We start from the raw sequence: 20812 nt of genomic DNA on the forward strand, positions 1-20812 counted from the left end.
TTACAGGGCCGGTGCTTCGCAAAACATTTGTATTTTTGTGTTCAGTAAGTTTAAAAAACACATTCTCAAAAAACATATTATGAGTTCATACGATGTAGCCGTTATAGGCTCAGGACCGGGCGGATATGTTGCAGCTATCCGCTGTGCACAGCTCGGGATGAAAACAGCGATTATTGAAAAATATGCAACCCTCGGCGGAACCTGTCTCAACGTAGGATGTATCCCGTCCAAAGCCCTGCTCGATTCCTCACATCACTACGACGATGCCGTAAGACATTTCGAAGAGCACGGTATAGAAATACCGGGAGAAGTAAAAGTTAACCTCGAAAAGATGATAGGGCGTAAGCAGTCGGTAGTCGACCAGACCTGTGCCGGGGTGAAATTCCTGATGGACAAGAATAAGATCGATGTGTATGAAGGTGTGGGAAGTTTTGAGGATAAGACACATATCATTGTCAAAAAAAGCGATGACAGCGAAGAAAAGATAGAAGCTAAATATACCATTATTGCTACCGGGTCCAAACCTGCTACGTTGCCTTTTATCGAGATCGATAAAGAACGGGTGATCACCTCTACCGAAGCCCTTAAGCTCAAGGAAGTACCGAAACACCTCGTCGTCATAGGCGGAGGAGTTATCGGGCTGGAACTCGGACAGGTGTACAGAAGACTTGGTGCCGAGGTTTCGGTGGTTGAGTTTATGGACAGGATCATTCCGGGAATGGACGGTGCGCTTTCCAAGGAACTGACTAAAGTGCTGAAAAAACAGGGCTTTAAGTTCTACACCGGGCACAAGGTGAAGGAAGTAACCCGTAAGGGCGATAAAATAACGGTCAAGGCCGATGACAAAAAAGGAAAAGAAGTGGTTCTCGACGGAGATTACTGCCTGGTTTCCGTAGGACGCCGCCCGTATACGGATGGACTTAATGCCGAGGCTGCCGGTGTAAAATTGAACGACAGGGGACAAGTAGAAGTAAACGACCACCTGCAGACCAGTGCCTCCAATATCTATGCGATAGGTGATGTTATCAAAGGTGCCATGCTTGCTCACAAAGCCGAGGAAGAAGGTGTTTTTGTAGCAGAAACCCTTGCGGGCCAAAAACCGCATATCGATTATAACCTGATCCCGGGGGTTGTTTATACCTGGCCGGAAGTAGCTGCGGTAGGAAAAACCGAAGAACAACTCAAGGAAGCCGGTGTGGATTATAAAGTAGGACAGTTCCCCATGCGTGCACTCGGAAGATCGAGAGCCAGTATGGATACCGATGGTTTTGTAAAGATCCTCGCAGATGCTACGACCGATGAAGTACTCGGTGTACACATGATAGGCGCCCGTATGGCCGATCTTATCGCCGAAGGCGTTACGGCTATGGAATACAGAGCCAGCGCCGAAGATATATCAAGAATGAGTCACGCACACCCCACGTATTCGGAAGCTGTTAAGGAAGCTGCACTTGCTGCTACCGATAACAGAGCACTGCACGTATAAGGGCTGTAGGATTCATATAAAAACAGCAAAAGACCGCCTGAATTTTTTTCGGGCGGTCTTTTTTTGCTGAATGGGGAAGTTTGTGGTTGGTTAGTTTTGTAGTTCGTAGTCCGGTAGGGAATAATTTTGGATGGCCCAATAAGGTAGTAACTCATCAACCCATGAACTCAATCCCTCTCCGACCAAACTAAAAATCAACCGGAGTTCCGATCTGCTCGATCTCATGTTCTTCTTTGGTGGGGAGTATAGTGTTGTATATCACGTAATACATCGAATAGATAAAAGGGATGGTAAAGAGGATCCCGATACAGAAGGCGATGAGCCCTATACAAACGGCAAGTACGCTGACGATGAGCAATCCGAGGAGTACCAGAGGTTGTTTGGCAACGAGTTGTACGCTGGCACGAATGGCATCTGCGGCTTTGAGGTCGGCAAATATGATCAGCGGGATAGTGAGAAATGTAAAAAAGGAAATAACATAGGTTGCAATTGTTCCTATAATCGGGAGGAGGGAGAGTATGGCTCCTGCAAGTCCCAGTAAAAATGCGGCGATCAACAGTTCTTTCAGGTATGGCGATTTGTAATAATCGAATGCCGTAGCCATAGAAAAGTCTTTGCCGTTGTCCGCAAGATGGGCCATTTTTATGATCCCGGCTGTGACCGGGGCAAATATGACGCCGATAACGACCACCGATACTACCTGGATCAGGATACTGATAAAAGAAGAGGCTACATTCACCTGCAGCAAACTCTCCGAAAAGTTATTCATGCCGTAGAAGACAGAGCCTATGGTCATACCAAAAACAGCAATGACGATACTGACGATCAGAAAAGCTGCCCCGGCAGGAAGTGCGATTTTTTTGTAATTCTCAAAGGCTTTTTCAAAAACCGGACTGAATTCGAGAGTATATCCGTTTCGGATAACCTCATTTAATTTTTCATGTGTAAAGTTCATCTCACAGTATTATAAATAATGTCGACAAGATACTATTTTTATGAGACCTCCGATCACCTGTACGGGAATTTTTAAATACATCGTAATTAACCCCGGAGTGCTCCCAGAGCGTTAAGCAGTTTTGCCTTGACTTTTACAAAAAATGTGGTACTATCCCTGTACAACTGCTGACCTACCGTGGCTATTTCTTTTTTCTGCACAGCGGCTTTCTCCCGGAGTATCGGTTTTACCCTATTGTACATGAAGGAAAGCCAGGTGACAATAAACATAAATAGCAGGGCACCCGGAATAGCAATGTAGGGAGACAACGAATGGTGAAACGGCTGATAAAGTCCCAGGCCGAAAAAGCTGGCGTAGAGTATGATATAGTGTATAACGTAAATGGAAAGCGTATTCTGCCCTATGCTGATGATGGTGGGAGCCATAAGGATATTTCTCAGCATCATAAAAACGGCAAAAAACAGCAATACGTTACCCAGCCTCGAAAAAAGCTCAAATTGATACGGAGGATATGCAAAAATTGCACTAAGTACTGTACCTGCAACCAGGCAGGAAGTAATAGCTATGGGATACAGTTTTTTCTTTTCCTTGAACATCCGGAACAGTACGGCGAGAAATGCTCCGAAAGAAGCGTAGCCGAACCATGGGAAAATGGTAAAGACCGAACCGTCTGCCTTGGTGAAAAAATTGGCTGCCAACCGGGGCAGGAAGCTAAAATCCCATGTTTTATACCAGGGGAATGCGCAGAAAATGAGCAGGGTACTTCCGGCGAGCAGGGCAGGCATAACAAACTTTTTCCGGCGACTGCTTAGCAGGTATATCCCTACCAGGAAGAGGAGAGACAACCCGATACAATGCAATACGTCTATTTTGTAGAAGTTATCATAGAGTTGTCCGTTAAAAAGAAATCCCTTAAAATCGAGTCGCAGTATATATCCAAGACCGATGAGCATCAGTCCTCTCCGTATTCCTTTCATGACTCTCGGATTGGCCCATCCCGTATTTTTATTGCCGATCAGGAGATACATAAAGATAAATCCGGCAACGGTAAAGAAGACCGGGGCCGTGATACCACGATTGTACTTCCATACGTTGAAAGCCATATTGGAAGTATCCCGAAACGCGGGGTCCAGCAGGCCGTCTATAAAATGTCCCTGTAACATCATCAATATCGCCCAGGCACGCATGGCGTCGATAAAATATAAGCGGGAACTGGTATTCATATCACGTATTTAATTAGTATATACTGTAAAAACCATGCTTTTGGATTTTCCGGCCGCAAAAATATACAAAAGAGTGCGTCGATGGTTGTTTAATATGCTGATAAATAAAAAAATATGATATTATTTTCCGGCTCTTCCGTTTTTTTAAAACGAATTGTCGGGATAAAATTTTATTTTTCGGGAAAACTTTTCCATTTTTAGTGTTCAGAAACGATCTTTAAAAAACATATATGGCTTCAATTCTCGCTTTTGCAGGGAGTAATTCTTCCACATCCATCAATTATGAACTCGTAAAATACACAGTCTCCTTGGTCAGGGACATACCTGTTCAGATGCTCAATATGGCCGATTGTCCTTTTCCCATGTTCAGTGTAGACCTCGAACGGGAGAAAGGTTTTTCCAATTCGCTTGTAGAACTGAGTAAGGATATCAAAAATGCGGATGGTCTTATCCTCTCTGTCAATGAGCATAACGGTAATCCGTCTGCCTATTTTAAAAACCTGATCGACTGGCTTTCGCGACTGGAATTAAAGTATATGGCCGGTACCAAGGTCTTATTGATGAGTACTTCTCCCGGCAGGGCCGGCGGGTCACATTCGTTAACTAAAATAGAAGGGACATTGCCGCGTTTCGGAGCGGAGATCGTATCTACATTTTCGTTGCCTTCTTTTAACCAGACTTTTTCCCTGGAGGAAAAACAGATTACCGATGCCGGATTGTGTGACGAACATCAGCAGGCACTCGATACTTTTCTGAAAACCCTGTAAAAGCATACGTGCTGAAGAGGAACATATACCGAAACAGGTTTTGAAATCGTGGAGAATACGCCTTTTTGCAGTGACCCGTACCAAAACCGGAAAAACAGGAACCTGTTTCCGTACCTTGCCGTTTCCCTGCAAGATTTGCAATGATTTTCATACCGGAGACACCCGGTATATGACCATATAACAGTAAAACCCAATCAGATGAAAAGAAGAAATTTTGTTAAGACAGCTACTGCTGCGGTTGCAGCCGGAACCGTAGTACCTGCATGGGCCGGAGGGCATCCGGAAAAAGAAAGTCCCGCAGCGGAGAGCGTTGTAAATCATTATGTGCTATTCTGGCTCCGGAAAGATCTCACCGAAGACCAGGTGGAAGAGTTTGCAGGCTTTTTCGAAATGCTCCGTACGGTACCGGGGATACATAAGTTTTACTACGGAAAGCCTGCCGGAAGCAAACCCCGCGACGTGGTAGACAATAGCTTTACCTATAATCTGATGATACAGTTTAAAACACTCGAAGAACTCGAAGTGTACGGCGTGCACCCTACGCACATGGAAGCCATAGCGCAATACAGTCATTTCTGGGAAAAGGTAGTGGTTCACGATTCCGTACTCAAATAACCTCTCTCCCGGTAAGACGATACCGTTATTGCCGGGATATTTTTCTTGTTTGGCCCTTTTCTGGTCGGTATCATGTGTCATACATGGAGAATGTCTGCATTTCATCCTGTAAAGGAGCGATAAGCGGTCACGCAAAATCCGGATAGGTAGAAAAAACTTATTTTGCAGTACTTTTATACCGTAAACCTGTATTCTGTATTATGATTCATCATAACCTGTTACTTATCATATCGCTTTTCTTTGCTATGGCGATATTGTTTGTGCTCAGTCAGCGTATTAAAATATCCTATCCTATCTTTCTGGTGATCGGTGGGCTGGCTATTTCTTTTATCCCTACCGTGCCCAATATCAGTATTGACCCGGAACTGGTATTTCTCATCTTTTTACCCCCCTTGCTTTTCGAGGCGGCCTGGCATACTTCGTGGAACCGGTTCCTGAAATGGAAACGCTCTATCTTCCTGATGGGTTTCGGACTGGTGTTTTTTACCTCGATGGGGATTGCTTATTTTTCGGTAAATATCATTCCCGGTTTTACCCTGGCGCTTGGTTTCCTGTTGGGAGGGATTATTTCCCCGCCGGATGCGGTTGCGGCTTCGTCCGTTCTCAAAGGGCTTAATATCCCGAAAAGGGTTGTTACCATACTCGAAGGAGAGAGTCTGGTCAATGACGCGGCTTCACTAACGGTATTCCGGTTTGCGCTGGCGGCTATACTCACCGGGCAGTTTGTTTTCCGGGAGGCTGCGGTAAACTTTATGGTACTTGCCGTTATGGGAGTTTTTGTAGGCCTTGTCATAGCACATATCCTTTACCTCGTATTGAAATACTGGGCAAAATCGTCCAGTATCACCACCCCGATTACACTGATAGCCCCTTATCTGATGTATATCATCGCGGAAGAGATGGAATGGTCCGGTGTTCTTGCCGTGGTCAGTGGCGGGTTGTTTCTTTCGTTCCGGTCCAAAGATTACCTGAATTACCAGACCAGGATGCAGGTTAAGGAAGTCTGGGAGACCGTAGGTTTCCTGCTGAACGGATTTGTATTTATCCTTATCGGACTCGAACTTCCCGTTATTATGAATGGCCTGGTCAACGATTATACCCCGGGTGACGGGATCAAATACGGATTGATCATCGCAGCAATGATCATCGTTTTGCGCATTGTACTCGTGTACCTGGTAGAGTACATCCCAAGGTGGCTGAGCCCGTCCATAAGACTTAAAGAGCGCAGTGCGGGCCCAAAACTTCCTTTTATTATCGGGTGGGCAGGAATGCGTGGAGTGGTCTCCCTGGCATCAGCCCTTGCTATTCCGCTAACTTTACAGGACGGGAGTGAATTTCCGCATCGTAACCTGATATTGTTTATTACTTTTGTCGTCATCCTGGTAACCCTGGTGTTTCAGGGGCTTACCCTGCCGTTTTTTATAAAACTGCTCAAAGTAGATGAAGTGGATGAATATGTGCCCGCCGAGGTGCAGCTGGAGGATATCCGCTATCGTATGGCCGCCAGGTCGGTGTCTTATCTCGATGAAAATTATGGAGATGAAATGAAACAGTACGAATCCATTTCACGGATCAAGGAGCAATACCAGCGAAGTATGGCGGCTACAGACCGCATGCGTAACAAGGAAGGAGAGGAGAAAGAACTGGTAGGACGCTCCCGTAAGCTCTATAAAAATATTATGCTCGACCTTATTGCGCAACGAAGGCTTTTTCTCAACGAACTCGAAGAAGAGAAGAAGTATGACGATTATGTCATTCATGATCTCGAAAACAATCTCGACCTCGAAGAAGCCCGTCTTAACAAATAATAGAAACCGATAGGAATAGTATATCCGCGAGTTTACGGAATAACCGTATCGGTTATAAAAATTTAATTTTGAGAAAATCATAAACCATGCATATTAACGATACCCATCCTTTAACCACCTATATAGCCAAAGAAGCGCGTTACGATACCATGAAGTACCGCCGTTGTGACAGAAGTGGTATTCAGTTGCCCTTACTTTCACTGGGCCTGTGGCACAATTTTGGTCATGCCGATGACCTGACCAAGGCAAGGCGTATATTACGGACAGCCTTTGACCTGGGCATTTGCCATTTTGACCTGGCCAATAACTACGGACCTCCCTATGGAGCAGCGGAGGAGAATTTCGGGCGTATTTTCAAAAAAGACTTCACTTCGTACCGCAATGAGTTGCTGATTTCCAGCAAAGCCGGATGGGATATGTGGCCGGGACCTTATGGCAATCACGGTTCGCGGAAATACCTAATAGCCAGTTGTGACCAGAGCTTAAAGAGAATGGGACTGGATTATGTCGATATCTTTTATCATCACCGTCCCGATCCGGAGACGCCTCTGGAGGAAACTATGGGAGCATTGGATCAACTGGTACGCCAGGGTAAGGCCCTGTATGTGGGAATCTCGCAATATAATGCGAAGGATACTGCCCGTGCTGCCGGAATACTGAGAGCACTCGGAACCCCCTTTCTCATACATCAGCCCCGTTATAATATGCTGGACCGATGGGTAGAAGATGACGGCTTGCTCGATACGCTCGAAGCTTCCGGTGTGGGAGCTATCGTGTTTTCTCCGCTGGCCCAGGGGATACTCACCGATAAATATCTCGGGGGAATTCCGGAAGATTCCAGGGCAAAAAAAGACGGAAGATACCTGCAAACCGGTCAGCTTACCGATGAGCTGCTGGCTAAAGTATCCGAACTGAATGCCATAGCCGGAAACCGGGGACAGTCGCTGGCACAAATGGCTATAGCCTGGCTGCTGAAAGATCAGCGCGTTTCGAGTGTACTGGTAGGCGTCAGCAAACCGGAACAACTCCACGATAATGCCGAAGCTCTTAAAAAACTCGATTTTACCACAGAAGAATTAGCGGCGATTGAGGCAGTGCTCCAGGATTGATAACGGGTTTTAGGAGTTGGTCGTCGATTGGTTCGTAGTTGATTAGGTAAGGAAGTTAATGGGTTACAGTGTTGGTAAGTTACTGATACCGCAGCTCAATAACCCATTAACTCAATAATTAATTTGTGGGAATTTAACAGGTTGCTATGTTAATAAGTTACTTAATGAGTAGCCCCAATAACTATGTACCTACGAACTAATCAACCCAATAACGCTACATTTAGTTATACACAACCTGTTTGGCTTCAATCAATTTCTTCTGGTCTTTTTTAATCTGTCTTTTTTCCTGTAAACGTTTATAATATTCGATAAACTGGATGTCAAACCCAACGTTTATAAACGGGTAGTCAAAAGAATCCTGGATACTCTTATCCGAAAAAATGGGAATCCCGACACTGATATTAAAATCGAGAGCATTGCTGAAGGTAACTCCCGTACCTATACCTGCCAGTGGCATATCAAATTCATTATTGGTTTTGGAGTTAACCAGATTATACAACAGGCCGGACCCATAGGCGAGCAGGTGCCAGTTGCTGATCAGGGGCTCTTTGGGAGGTCCGGTCTTTACATAGGCTATACCGTCTATAAGATAAGTTTCACCGGGGTTTCGGGGATAATAGAAAGCCCAGTCCTTTAATTTGAATTTTACACCTATTTTTTCACTTACATAAGACAGGTTGGTCAGGGTAGAGCCGTCTTTGAGTATAACCGCCTTATCAAAATAGGCATTGTTGAGACCGACTGTAAAGTGAAACTGCCACCTGCTGTGTTTGTAAGGTTTCAGGTTTTGCAGTTTCATGATAAAACTCTCTACGTTAAAATCCAAAACCTCATTTCCCCGATTATTCGTATTTATTACGGTGTAGTCCTTTATAAAAGACACCACGGTACTGAGTGAGTTTTTTATGTTTTCATCAGGAAATATATACCCGATATCTTCGATGAGTTTAAGGTATTCGGAAATGGTTGTAGCTTTGTCGAACTGGTATAATTTGGATGCCAGAAGAAAAAAGTTATTGACAAGGCCATCCTCGATCCTGATATTTTTATTTCCGAGCATAACCACGGCAAGTTGTGCACAGAACGTATCGAGTGTGGTAATGAGGTCGAGATATCTGACGCTGTTATAGCTTTGTTTTTTTAACAACGGAATGAATTCCTGGTAAAATGTATAGAGAATATCAGCTCCTACACTGGAGTCTTTGATGTTGGACTGTTGTTTGATGACCTTGTCCAGGTAGGTATAGATATTGGTAAGGTTTGTTATTTCGGCTTTCTTTTCTACAGGAGAGATAGCTTCGGACGAAATCGCTTCTTCGATCAGGGTCTTTACCGTAGTTCTGGAAGTGGTCAGCAGGCTTTCGAAACTTTCCCGGGCTTTTAATTTCGCCTTCTCGTCAAGCGCTTCCTGGCCGAATACGGCAAGCTTATCATTTCTGAAACTGAAATGTTCCACAATGTAGTTATATACCCCGATATAGTTGGTTACTTTGGTTAAGGCGTCCGACATTTCACGGTATACATGATCTGCATTTATTTTATATTTTTCAATATCAGTGGAGTCCGTGGGAATGTAATTAATTTTATTTTTATACCTGTTCATGTATTCGTAAGTAGAGGAATAGGAAATCTGCATTAAACCGAGTTGTTTTAGTTTTTTGTCGTGCCTTACGGTTTCGCTGGCCATATCCAGTAAGAAGGCGATAAAACTTACACCTTCTTTATCTTTATATGCCTTATTTTTAAATAATTCCTTTGGTTTCACCAGGGAAGCCAGGCTTATGCTATCTTTAAAACCCTCCGGATGATAACCGAAGTCAGCGGCCAGTTTCATAAAATGTTCTTTTTGTTGGCCCCCTAATTGCTGAAGATAATAATGGAGATAGGTGGTGACGAAAACAAGATTAACCGTATTTTCCAGTATTTTCTTCGTCCGTATGGCATCATCTTTTTCGGTAATGAGTTCTTTAACCACGTTATTGGTAAAGGAATATACGGTACCTCCGGCATTTTCTACTTTGGTCAGAAATACATTTTGTATGGCCTTGATTTTCAGTTCCTGTTGTTTTTCGGCTATAATTTCCATAATGAGTTGCGCATCGAGGGTGCCTTTACTGAAAGATAATCCATCCAGACCTACCTGTAGTGTAGGGGCTTCATGCTCCAGGTCGTTTTGGGAATACATGCAGGTAACTGCGAGGAACATGGAAAAACAGCATAGCATTTTTTTCATAATTTTTTGGTTTGGTCGGTTAATAAGGTTCAAATAAACAGGGAGTTGTCGTGCTGTTATGTGTTTAATAAACAGTGGTGTAGACAACTTTTTCTGATGGTGTTTATCAGTTGTAAGTTTAGTGATAAAGTACCGATAAAAGTTACGGATTTTCGTAAAACAAAATGATCTTTATGTTAAGAAAAAACAAGAGACAGCCCGTAGACGAACATTTTTCTCCAAATGAAGAAGGATGGGAGCGAAAAGTACATGTTGTTCGCCGGAAAAAAAACGGGTCAGATCATCGTTTTGGTGAGGCCTGCCTGGATACAGGACCAGAAATAGTTCCAGAACGATTTGGTCTTGTCCCGTTTTACTTCTTTGACATGTTTGGTCAGGCTTTCTCCTTTATTCCCTTTTTTAACGAAGATATTGGCTACCCAGCTGAGAAATCCTTTTTTCTCTTTACCGTTCTTTTTAAGAACCTGTACTTCGAAATTTTCGTGATCGATCTGAAAATCACCCGCAGCCATATCGTTGTTTCCTCCGAAATTAAAATAAAGTTCGTTAACGGTACCTTCGGTCTTTACATTAAAGGCCGGGATAAAAAAGGAATTGATAGATTCCTCGGGAATATCAGAACTCTTCCCACGGATGCGGAAGTTATCGCGCTTGTCATTGATGCGGAATTGCCATTCCACACTGATTGGCGATTTTCCCATAAAGAGAGATCGTATGTCGATCTGCGTTTCCGGAAAATCATTCCGTTCGAGATCCGTATTGGTGATGTTTGTTATGGTAGCTTGGAGCTCACTAAAATAAACCTCTCCCGGATCCCTGTCTTTTTTTATGCGCTCCTGGTAATTGATATTGGTGTTTTTGAGTACGATACTGTCAATATTGAGCTCAATATCGAGATCCCGGAGCATTTTACTGTACAGCGGTTTTTCCCGGAGATCGTCATTGACTGTCTTGTCCCGGTAGATATCAAAATCAATACCTTCGAATACTATTTTCGGGGCTTCGAACAACGGAAGTCGTCCCTGGATTTCCAATTGGTATTCCGGAATGCTCAGCGAATCGAGTTTCAGGCTCATCAGGTCTTTTTCGTAGGGAATGACGCGGATGTAGTCTTGCCGCGTATATTTGGGCAGAAGGTGCAGGTCGGTCACCCGGATCTCCTTATCGGTAATACGGAGGTCGGCAGCCTGTATTTCCTGCAATTCGTTCATATCGTACCATAGCCCGGACAATTTCAGGGAAAAATCCTCATAAGTGGCTGGAACTTTTTGTCGCAGGGTTTGCTGATCGATACGGATGTGATGTACGTCAAGGTCAAACAATGCCACTTTAAGGAGGTCTGCAGTATCTGCAGTATAAGTGAGCTGGCCTTCTTCTATAGCCAGGTGTTTTACACGGATCTCCTTGTCGAATGCAGACTCCTGTTTTTTATTTTGTTCGTTATGTTTAGGAGCATCCTTTTTTTTGTGCAGTCGGCCCAGCGGCCTGCGAATGACGATATGGTCTACGGAAATCCGGTTGCTTACCAGGAAATTCCAGTAGCTGAACCCCTTTATTCCTACCTGCTCGGCCTGTACCTGTTGGTGTTGCTTGTGATATTCTATGGTATTAACTGTAACATTCCCGCGCAACAGGGACAGGTTGAAATCCTGGTATTCAAGATGACCCCGGGCCACTTGTTCGTCCAGAAACTGTTCGATCTTGTTGTGGGCAATACTGTTTAAAATAAAATAGCCTCCTATGAGGATTGGGATGGCAACTGTGAGAATGATCAGTGTTTTTTTCAAGCAGAAGTACTTTTGTTTGTCACTAATTTAATATTCTTTTCGATATAACGGGCGGTAAGCCACAGGTTATTTGGCCGTAACCTTTATATTTTCGTTCTGTCGGAGTATTTCCCGAAGAAAAGTTTCGTTGGTTTTCGGAGAGATATAGAGTTCCTGGTACAGACCGTATTTGATGATAAGTCCATTTCTTGCCGTAGCGGGTTTCAACCCGTTCCATAAGGTCCGGTCCCTCACAATTTCCCGGATTTCCGGTAACGGGATATGTCCCCTTAAGGGGCCGCTTTTGTAAGCGAGGACATTTCCGGAAAGTTCATAACGCGTACCGATGTAGATCCACAATAAAAATCCCGAAGCCAGAAGCAGGAAAAAATCGATCCACACCCAGGCAAAAAGTGCGAGCCCTGTACGCAACCGGAACAGTACGGAAGTCACAAAGGAGCCGCTTACGGCAAACACAAGAATCTTGAAGAAGAGATCTTTTCTACTGTCAAATTTCATAGTAGTAAGGGGATTGTACAGCCTAAAATTCGTGTTTTTATTGCGATATGCGACGGCATTTGGCAGATTTTAACAATCGGTGTAGTCGGGATCGCCCCGATCAACGGGCCCTGTTACCTGCCCAATGCTGCCGGAGGTGTAGGAAATCCGCTTTGTTGAAATTCGGGATAGGCAAATTTATTTACGATGGTAGAATCCTGTTGTAAGCCAGCCGATTTATAGATTTCCATGAGATTGCGGAATAATATCCGTAAGGCTACGGGTTCTTTATCAAAACCGTATACATTGGTCTCGTACGTAGTGTCGGCAGTCTGTATCTTTATTCTACAGGCCTGGTCATCTGTCCACCGGGCTTTGTATTCCTTACTTAGTTTTTCCAGGTCGGTATTATGGATATTATCTTTGATCTTTTGCCATGCTGCAGTGGGAATCTTCCCGGAAAATAACCCTTTTTTGGTCGTATAGCGTATGCCGTCGAACAGCATGTTTCCGTCGCTGTCGATTTCCATGTACATCGAAGGACATGCCCCGAAACAGGGACCGCTATAGAAGCCTATTCTTTGAATGGCCAGGTCGTTTTTAGGAGTTATCTTTTTAAGAAGTATCGGGTCTGTTCCGTTTTCGGGGGTTCCGAAAGTCCCGATAGTATTTTCCCCGACAGGGATGAGAGTCAGGTTATTATGATCGAGCCTGAGTATGCGAAACCGGTAATTTTTTTCCGGGGCGGTGCTGTTGTGGTCCCGCACCGTATGGTGGAAGATGTCGAGAGTATCGTCATGTATGGTAAATGCAGACTGAATTCCGGAAGGATAAGCGAAAGAACACAATGAGTCCCGGAAAGAGAAAATATAAAACTGTTTGTTGGCATCGTTTTTCACGAAATCGGTCACCCAGTCACCCTGGATATCATTTTGATATTTTTCGTTTGCTTTACGCGGAGTACACGAAAGGAGTATCGCGCACAATATCAGGGGTGAAAGTACTATTTTCATGACGTGGATCAAGTGTTTAGCCTACTAAGATACCTCAAAATTTATGACAAGACAAGAAAAGGCCCCGTAATGAAGGGCCTTTCCGGATGCTATTGTCAGAAGCCGTAAGAAAGCACAGTGCTTCCGTATCGGTTGTTAATATCACATTATTCCGGACGTTTGAAACCGTCTTTTTCTGCTTTTTGGGCCGAAGCTTTTATTCTTTTTTCCGTATCGGGGTGTGAAGAAAAGAGTTGAGCCCCCTTTTTCTTTTCTGTGTTGTCGCCCGAGGTGGCCAGCAGTTTTTCAAAAGCCATAGCCATGTACCAGGGATTGACGTCATTATCTTTTAGGAACTTGTACCCGTACTCGTCCGCTTTGCTTTCCTGTTTTCTCGAAAATGCCGAGTTGGCCACTGCCTCACTGAGGTCTCCCAGTTGCGAATCGCTTAGAGTTGCCGCTGCACCTCCCTGCGAGGAAACACCGTCTTTGAGAGCCGATGTCAGTAGGGCAGTCCTGAACGCATCTTTGGAATCGGTATTTTTCACGTGTCCGATCTCATGTCCTATAACGCCCAGCACTTCTTCGTCGGACATGTTATCCATAAGGCCGGCACAAACACGTACACTACCATCGGCGCAGGCAAAGGCATTGATATCGCGGACCAGATATACCTTGAAGTTGAGATCGAGCCCGTCGTAGCTGTTCAGCCCGGCAGTGAGTTTTTCCAGACGTTGTGCCAAAACATCTTCGGGTGGAGCTACAGGGTTATTCTCGTCCATCCATTGTATGTATTCTTTGGTATAGGCTATGACTTCTGAATCGCTCAGTGTTACGGCTTTTACAGCTTTCGAGCCCGATTCCAGTGCTTTTTTATTCAGTTTGATCTGTGCTCCGGCATAAAAGAATGTCCCGAAGGCGAAGATCCCGGTAATTCCCAGACGTAATAATTTCATCGTTTTCTGTTTTTTGAAGTTACCCGACAAAATTAAGGTAGTAGGGGGATAGGGATTATCCCGAAAAACCGGGATTTTAACCTTTGAATAACTACCCGCTATCAACTACGAACTAACCAACCATTCCCCCCATAAATCAAGATAATCACCCCAATTTTTCCATCTTTTTCCGGATCTCATCGAGGCAGAGGTTGCCGAAGCTGCCTTCGTGGGTATGTTTTATATCTCTTTTCGGAGTAAAGGTTCCTGCGGCGATATCCATCCCCATTTTCTTATAGGCGTCGCGGAAAGGCATTCCGGATTGTACGAGTTCGTTGAGGGTATCTACACTAAAGAGGTAGTCGTATTTCGGATCTTCGAGAATTCCGTCATTGACCCGGATGTCTTTGAGGGTAAAGGCAGCCATTTCCAGGCAGGCTTTCAGGTCTTGTATAGCCGGGATGATAACTTCCTTAACCAGCTGGAGGTCCCTGTGATATCCGCTTGGCAGGTTATTGATGATCAGGGTGAGCTGATTGGGCACTGCCTGTATCTTATTACATTTTCCACGGATAAGCTCAAATACATCGGGGTTCTTTTTATGTGGCATAATACTGCTCCCGGTAGTGAGTTCGTCAGGGAAAGTGATAAAATCGAAATTCTGACTCATATACAGGCATACGTCCATGGCCATTTTGGATAGCGTCGCAGCTATGCCTGCCAATCCGAATGCGGTGCTTTTTTCTACTTTACCCCGTCCCATCTGTGCGGCAACCACGTTGTATTTCATAGTCTCGAACCCGAGTGCTTCTGTGGTGAAGGTGCGGTCTATGGGGAACGAACTTCCGTATCCTGCGGCGCTCCCGAGCGGATTCTGGTCGGCAACCTTATAGGCAGCATCGATAAAATACAGGTCGTCAATAAGACTTTCGGCATAAGCAGAAAACCAAAGTCCGAAAGATGAGGGCATGGCAATCTGTAAATGGGTGTATCCCGGCAGCAGGACCCCACGGTATTTTGCGGCCAGTTCCATCAAGAGATCAAAAAGCGCCCTGGTCTGTGTTTTTATTTCTCCAAGCTCATTTTTCAGGTAGAGATGCATGGCTACCAGCACCTGGTCGTTCCGTGAGCGGGCGGTATGGATCTTTTTACCCGTATCTCCGAGTTTCTGGATAAGCAGGTACTCTATTTTGGAGTGCATGTCCTCAAAGCCGTCTTCTATGGTAAAATTACCGGCTTCGATATCCATTCCTATACGGTCCAGTTCTTCTGTTAGTTGCACGGTTTCTTCGGGTGTCAGCAAACCGATCTTTCCCAGCATTTTCGCATGGGCGGTAGAGGCCATGACATCATATTTGGCCAGAACCAGGTCGAGTTCGCGGTCGTTACCTACGGTAAAATGATCTATTTTTTTATCAGTGCTAAAGCCTTTGTCCCAGAGTTTCATTGTTTGTTGGTTTATGAGTTTTTTAGTTCTGAGTTGATGAGTTCTGAGTTTTTTATATTTTACATTCTTTAACTTTGAGTCTCATCAAAATCTCAACTACTTCTGTTTTTTCTTTTTCAAATAGTTTTTATATGAAGTTATCATTTTACATAACTCCGTAACGTTTGCACGGTTTTGTTCATCTGTTTCCGGAGAAATATATCCGCGCCGTCTTGATTTGGTGCTGCACACCACACATTCATTAGCACTATCCCAAGCAATTTGTAAATAACGGTTAAAACTTGCTGCTGACCCGGATGATCCTTCTGCAATATTATTGGCAACCGAATCAGCAGCCCGGATAAACTGGGATGCTAATCGATATATTTCATATTTTGGGAAATTATTAATCTGCGCATTTATTTCATCTGCAAAGTTCCAAGCTTTTGATACATGGTCAGTTCTTCAAACTTAAAGTGGTATTTACTTTTCATAGTGTTGAGGGTTGTGTTAATTTATTTTAAAGCCTTAAAAATAACACATCCTCTGGTTTTTTATTTGATGAACTCTGAATTAATAGTTTTTGGTTTTGACTCACTAAGTGAGATTTATGCTCAGGTGCTTGTATCGGAAATGAATTGAAAGTCCATTTCCTTTGAAAGTCTCGTAAGCTTACCACGAGGTAACCGCCAAATTCCTCAACTCCGAACTCCTCAACTCCGAACTCCCCAACTCAAAACTATAACACTCCCTCCAACAACTCAACATACAACTTGACCCCCTCCTCAATCTCCCTCACATAAATAAACTCATCTGCGGAGTGTGACCTTGTCGAATCTCCCGGTCCCAGTTTGAGGGAAGGACAGGTGAGTACGGCCTGGTCCGAAAGGGTGGGGGAGCCGTATGTTTCCCTGCCCAGTGCAATTCCGGCCTGTACCAGGGGATGTGTTTTGGGGATAGAAGAGGAGTTCAGGCGCAGCGAGCGCGGTATAATCTCGTCGCAGGGCGACGAAGCCCGTAGCAGGTCTGTGATTTCCTGGTTGGTATAGCGGTCGTTGACCCGGACATCGATAACCAGGCTGGTCTCTGCAGGGACTACGTTGTGCTGTTTACCGGCATTGATCTGGGTTACGGTCATTTTTACCTCTCCCAGTACTTCCGATACTTTTTCGAAACGGTAGTCGCGGAACCATTCCAGTACACGGATCGTATTGTATATAGCATTGTTATCGTTGGGATGTGCGGCGTGGCTCGGTGTACCTTTTACCGTGGCATCGAATACGACCAGTCCTTTTTCGGCTATGGCCAGCTGCATCAGTGTAGGTTCACCCACAATGGCAACATCGATGTGCGGCAATACCGGGATCATGCTGTTGAGGCCTTTGTCTCCGGAGCTTTCTTCTTCTGCCGAAGCAACTATAATAAGGTTGTATTTGAGATCCGGCTTGTCGTAGAACCAGGCGAACGTGGCGAGGAGCGACACCAGACAGCCCCCGGCGTCATTGCTTCCCAGTCCATAGAGTTTTCCGTCTTCGATATGGGCATCGAAAGGATCTTTGGTATAGGCGCTGTTGGGCCTTACGGTGTCGTGATGCGAGTTGAGGAGCAGCGTGGGTTTATCTGCGTCGAAATATTTATTGAAGGCATATACGTTGTTATCCTTTCGTTTGAAGGGAATATGGTGTACTTGCAGCCAGTTTTCGATATGTGCAGCGGTTTTGTCTTCTTCCGAGGAGAAAGAAGGCGTGCCGATGAGTTGTTTTAACAGCGCTATGGCCGATGGTGTGAGTTGGTCCGTCATTGTATTTTTATTTTTACAGCGATTTTTAAATGTTGTCATCCGGGCAGGACGGAGACCTGTGATCCTGTTTTCCCGTATGGGGCCGTAGCCCGGTTTTATGATATTACAACGTCAGGGTTGTAAAGCGTTGTTCTTTTCCTGCAATCATGCCCGGAAGCCCTATACAAACTTTATGTACATGGCGTTGCAGGGCGTTAAAGCAGTTGTGCATTTTAGGCAGCATGCCGTCGGCTATGATATGCTCTTCGAGTAACTGTTCGTAAACGGTGGTATCGATATGGGTAATTACCGAATCGTCGTCTTCCACACTCCGCAGCACGCCTTTCTTTTCGAAGCAATAATACAGTGATGTCTCGAAATGTTCGCTCATGGCAATGGCGACTTCCGAGGCGATGGTATCGGCATTGGTGTTGAGCAACTGTCCTTTACCGTCGTGGGTTATAGCACAAAAAACGGGAGTCATATCACTTTCCAGAAGGGCTTTTACCGCAGCCGAATTTACCTGCCGGATATCCCCGGCATATCCGTAATCGATCTCTTTTACGGGACGTTTATCAGACAGGATAGTATTACCGTCGGCGCCGGATAGCCCTATGGCATTACAGCCGTAACGCTGCAGGTCGGATACTACATTTTTATTGGTCAGTCCGCCGTACACCATAACGATAACATCCAGTGTTTCGCGGGTGGTGATACGCCTTCCCCCGACCATTTTCGAAGGTATCCCGAGGTGTTCCGCAATGCGGGTGGCTGTTCTTCCCCCGCCATGTACAAGGACTTTATAGCCTTCCATGGCGGCAAAATCTTTCAGGAAATCCTGTAATGCCGATTCGTTTTCTATAATGTTACCGCCAATTTTAACTACGGATAATCTGGGTTTCATGTGTTTTGTTTTTGTGCTCCCCGATGTGGTGTCGCGAAAGCATTATAGATGTTACTGATATCTGTATACTATGCGATGAGGCCCGGCCTTATAAAGATTCCAGTATCTGTTTCAATACGACCTGGGCTGCAAATGTCCTGTTGTTGGCCTGTTGGATGACTACAGATTGCGGACTGTCGAGGACGGCATCGTCTACGATAACGTTTCTCCGTACAGGCAGGCAGTGCATAAACTTCCCGTTATTGGTCAGGGCCATTTTGTCCTGACTGATCCTCCAGGCCGGATCGGAATGCAGGACTTTACCGTAATCCTTGTACGAGCTCCAGTTTTTGACATAGACAAAATCGGCATCTTTGAGGGCTTCATCCTGGTCGTAAACGATCGGGGTATCGCCTGTGACTTCCGGGTTGAGTTCATAACCTACCGGGTGCGTAATAACAAATTCCACATCCATTTTCTGCATCATACTTGTAAACGAATTGGCTACGGCATGCGGTAATGCTTTGGGGTGCGGGGCCCAGGAAAGTACTACTTTCGGTTTTTTCCGTGTCTTGAGTTCGGTAATGGTAATCGCATCGGTCAGGGCCTGTAAGGGGTGTGCGGTAGCACTTTCCATATTTACGATCGGGACCGAGGCGTATTTCTGAAAGCTTTTCAGGACGTATTCTTCTTCGTCTTTATCCTTATCTGTCAGCGTAGGGAAAGCCCGGACAGCGATAATGTCGCAATACTGGGAGATCACCGCTGCCGCTTCCCTGATGTGCTCGGAAGTCGAACCGTTCATGACACTACCGTCTTCAAACTCAAGAGACCATGCTTCCCCGGAAAAATTCATAACCATAACCTGCATCCCCAGTTGCATGGCCGCTTTCTGCGTGCTCAGGCGGGTACGTAAACTGGAGTTAAAGAACAACATACCCAACGTTTTCCGTTTTCCGAGTTGTTCGGCCTGGTACGGGTCCTTTTTTAAGGCAATGGCTTCTTCTATGATTTTCGGGACACTGTCTATGTCGTCTGTGGTAAGATAGTGTTTCATTGTTTAATCTATTAGTTTGTTAGTTCGTAGTTCGTAATTTTTGCCGTATTTCCTTCACCTGCGGTTTCAGGCGTTTGTGATCACATCCTCCAGTGCGGCGAAAAAGGTGTCTATATGTTCTTTTTTGATCGTCAGGGGCGGGAGTATTCTGAGGAGCTTTTTATTGCTGCTTCCGCCGGTGAAAATGTGCTTGTCGTAGATCAGTTTCTTGCGGAGGTCACCGACCTCGAAGTCAAATTCCAGTCCGAGCATCAGCCCCCGGCCTTTAACCTGTCTGATCTGTGGTATGGCTTTGGCCTTTTCGAGAAAATACGTGGAGATCTCCGATACATTTTCCATGAGTTTTTCTTCTCCCAGTACATCCAGTACCGCAATGGCTGCCGCACAGGCGAGGTGGTTACCCCCGAATGTGGTGCCGAGCATGCCGTGCTTTGCGGTTATGGACGGGTGGATCAGAATACCCGCCACGGGGAAACCGTTCCCCATACCTTTGGCGATGGAGATGATATCGGGTGTAACATCGTATTTTGCAAACGCAAAGAAATCTCCGGTACGCCCGTATCCGCATTGTATTTCATCGGCGATAAGCAGTGTGCCGTGGGCTTTACAGAGGCGGTCTGTGGTTTCGTAAAAACCGGCAGTAGCTTCATCCAGTCCGCCGACACCTTGTATGAATTCGACGATAACCGCGCACACATCACCTTTCTGCAGTTCTTTTTCGAGCGTATCGGTATCACCGAGTTCGAGAAAGGTAACCTGGTGCTGTGCATTGATAGGGGCATTGATATTCCTGTTATCGGTAGCCGCTACCGTAGCGGATGTTCTTCCGTGGAATGCATTTTTAAAGGCGATGACCCTGGCTTTACCGGTCTGGAAAGAGGCCAGTTTCAGGGCGTTCTCGTTGGCTTCCGCCCCCGAATTGCACAGAAATAATTCGTAATCATCACATCCCGAGGCAGCGCCGAGTTTTTGGGCGAGCTGTACCTGTAAAGGGTTTTGTATGGCATTGGAATAAAATCCCAGCATCGATACCTGTTCGGATACGGCTTTAACATATTCCGGATGAGAGTGTCCGATAGAGATAACGGCATGGCCGCCGTACAGATCGAGATAGGTAGTGCCTTTGTCATCGGTGACATAAACATCATTGCCCTGTACCGGGGTGATGTCATATAAGGGGTAAACGTCAAATAGCTTCACTTTTTTATAGGTTTTAGAAGTGAGATTTTAGATTTTAAACGATTTTTTATATCTAAAATCCACAATCTCACATGGGGAT

General features: G+C 45.2%; 18 protein-coding genes and 1 pseudogene. 5 read left to right on the forward strand and 14 right to left on the reverse strand.

Features of this window, described 5'->3' with window-relative positions:
• The first annotated feature begins 79 nt into the window (after positions 1 to 79).
• Entirely contained in the window at positions 80 to 1486 is a 1407-nt protein-coding gene (gene lpdA / locus BT112_RS13450) for a dihydrolipoyl dehydrogenase (RefSeq protein ID WP_072317969.1), read from the forward strand.
• Between the two features lie 187 nt (positions 1487 to 1673).
• Here lpdA and BT112_RS13455 read toward each other — a convergent pair whose 3' ends face one another.
• Both BT112_RS13455 and BT112_RS13460 read right to left on the reverse strand, forming a co-directional pair.
• Positions 1674 to 2441 carry a DUF2189 domain-containing protein gene (locus tag BT112_RS13455; protein ID WP_072317912.1) on the reverse strand — a complete coding sequence of 256 codons (768 nt, stop codon included), beginning with the start codon at positions 2439 to 2441 and terminating at the stop codon, positions 1674 to 1676.
• Between the two features lie 86 nt (positions 2442 to 2527).
• The gene (locus BT112_RS13460) at positions 2528 to 3664 is read right to left on the reverse strand and encodes a heparan-alpha-glucosaminide N-acetyltransferase domain-containing protein (protein ID WP_072317913.1); all 1137 of its coding nucleotides are present in this window, start codon (positions 3662 to 3664) and stop codon (positions 2528 to 2530) included.
• A gap of 230 nt (positions 3665 to 3894) precedes the next feature.
• Here BT112_RS13460 and BT112_RS13465 point away from each other — a divergent pair, with 230 nt between their 5' ends.
• Complete coding sequence (locus tag BT112_RS13465; RefSeq protein ID WP_072317914.1) at positions 3895 to 4431, forward strand: NADPH-dependent FMN reductase; 537 nt, start codon at positions 3895 to 3897, stop codon at positions 4429 to 4431.
• 198 nt (positions 4432 to 4629) lie between these two features.
• Positions 4630 to 5046: a Dabb family protein gene (locus tag BT112_RS13470; RefSeq protein ID WP_072317915.1), complete on the forward strand. Its 417-nt coding sequence runs from the start codon at positions 4630 to 4632 to the stop codon at positions 5044 to 5046.
• Here BT112_RS13470 and BT112_RS22235 read toward each other — a convergent pair.
• Positions 4975 to 5151, reverse strand: a pseudogene (locus tag BT112_RS22235) (hypothetical protein); the annotation flags it as partial. The gene BT112_RS13470 and the pseudogene BT112_RS22235 overlap by 72 nt on opposite strands.
• Positions 5152 to 5246: 95 nt before the next feature.
• Between BT112_RS22235 and BT112_RS13480 the strand changes: the two are divergent.
• The gene (locus BT112_RS13480; protein WP_072317916.1) at positions 5247 to 6854 is read left to right on the forward strand and encodes a Na+/H+ antiporter; all 1608 of its coding nucleotides are present in this window, start codon (positions 5247 to 5249) and stop codon (positions 6852 to 6854) included.
• An 86-nt stretch (positions 6855 to 6940) separates the two neighbouring features.
• Positions 6941 to 7963 carry an L-glyceraldehyde 3-phosphate reductase gene (mgrA, locus tag BT112_RS13485; protein WP_072317917.1) on the forward strand — a complete coding sequence of 341 codons (1023 nt, stop codon included), beginning with the start codon at positions 6941 to 6943 and terminating at the stop codon, positions 7961 to 7963.
• Between the two features lie 220 nt (positions 7964 to 8183).
• Here mgrA and BT112_RS13490 read toward each other — a convergent pair whose 3' ends face one another.
• From BT112_RS13490 to BT112_RS13540, 11 genes are all read right to left on the reverse strand, one after another.
• Positions 8184 to 10196, reverse strand: coding sequence for a hypothetical protein (locus BT112_RS13490; protein ID WP_139276192.1), 2013 nt, complete (start codon positions 10194 to 10196; stop codon positions 8184 to 8186).
• Positions 10197 to 10471: 275 nt separating this feature from the next.
• On the reverse strand, positions 10472 to 11983 hold the full coding sequence (locus BT112_RS13495; RefSeq protein WP_072317919.1) for an AsmA family protein: 1512 nt from the start codon (positions 11981 to 11983) through the stop codon (positions 10472 to 10474).
• A 66-nt stretch (positions 11984 to 12049) separates the two neighbouring features.
• Positions 12050 to 12481, reverse strand: a complete 432-nt coding sequence (locus tag BT112_RS13500; RefSeq protein ID WP_072317920.1) for a PH domain-containing protein — start codon at positions 12479 to 12481, stop codon at positions 12050 to 12052.
• Positions 12482 to 12594: 113 nt separating this feature from the next.
• Positions 12595 to 13473 carry a DUF6438 domain-containing protein gene (locus BT112_RS13505; protein WP_072317921.1) on the reverse strand — a complete coding sequence of 293 codons (879 nt, stop codon included), beginning with the start codon at positions 13471 to 13473 and terminating at the stop codon, positions 12595 to 12597.
• Between the two features lie 146 nt (positions 13474 to 13619).
• Entirely contained in the window at positions 13620 to 14408 is a 789-nt protein-coding gene (locus tag BT112_RS13510; RefSeq protein WP_083564929.1) for a M48 family metallopeptidase, read from the reverse strand.
• A 145-nt stretch (positions 14409 to 14553) separates the two neighbouring features.
• Complete coding sequence (argH, locus tag BT112_RS13515) at positions 14554 to 15834, reverse strand: argininosuccinate lyase (protein WP_072317922.1); 1281 nt, start codon at positions 15832 to 15834, stop codon at positions 14554 to 14556.
• 96 nt (positions 15835 to 15930) lie between these two features.
• Positions 15931 to 16236, reverse strand: coding sequence for a four helix bundle protein (locus tag BT112_RS13520; protein WP_317039597.1), 306 nt, complete (start codon positions 16234 to 16236; stop codon positions 15931 to 15933).
• Between the two features lie 316 nt (positions 16237 to 16552).
• On the reverse strand, positions 16553 to 17614 hold the full coding sequence (locus BT112_RS13525; protein WP_072317923.1) for a M20 family metallo-hydrolase: 1062 nt from the start codon (positions 17612 to 17614) through the stop codon (positions 16553 to 16555).
• Positions 17615 to 17717: 103 nt separating this feature from the next.
• Positions 17718 to 18497 carry an acetylglutamate kinase gene (gene argB, locus BT112_RS13530; protein ID WP_072317924.1) on the reverse strand — a complete coding sequence of 260 codons (780 nt, stop codon included), beginning with the start codon at positions 18495 to 18497 and terminating at the stop codon, positions 17718 to 17720.
• A gap of 88 nt (positions 18498 to 18585) precedes the next feature.
• On the reverse strand, positions 18586 to 19533 hold the full coding sequence (locus tag BT112_RS13535) for an N-acetylornithine carbamoyltransferase (protein WP_072317925.1): 948 nt from the start codon (positions 19531 to 19533) through the stop codon (positions 18586 to 18588).
• A 66-nt stretch (positions 19534 to 19599) separates the two neighbouring features.
• Positions 19600 to 20733, reverse strand: coding sequence for an aspartate aminotransferase family protein (locus BT112_RS13540; protein WP_072317926.1), 1134 nt, complete (start codon positions 20731 to 20733; stop codon positions 19600 to 19602).
• Between the last annotated feature and the right edge of the window lie 79 nt (positions 20734 to 20812).

It is taken from the genome of Sinomicrobium oceani, assembly GCF_900119185.1.
Classification (GTDB): domain Bacteria; phylum Bacteroidota; class Bacteroidia; order Flavobacteriales; family Flavobacteriaceae; genus Sinomicrobium; species Sinomicrobium oceani.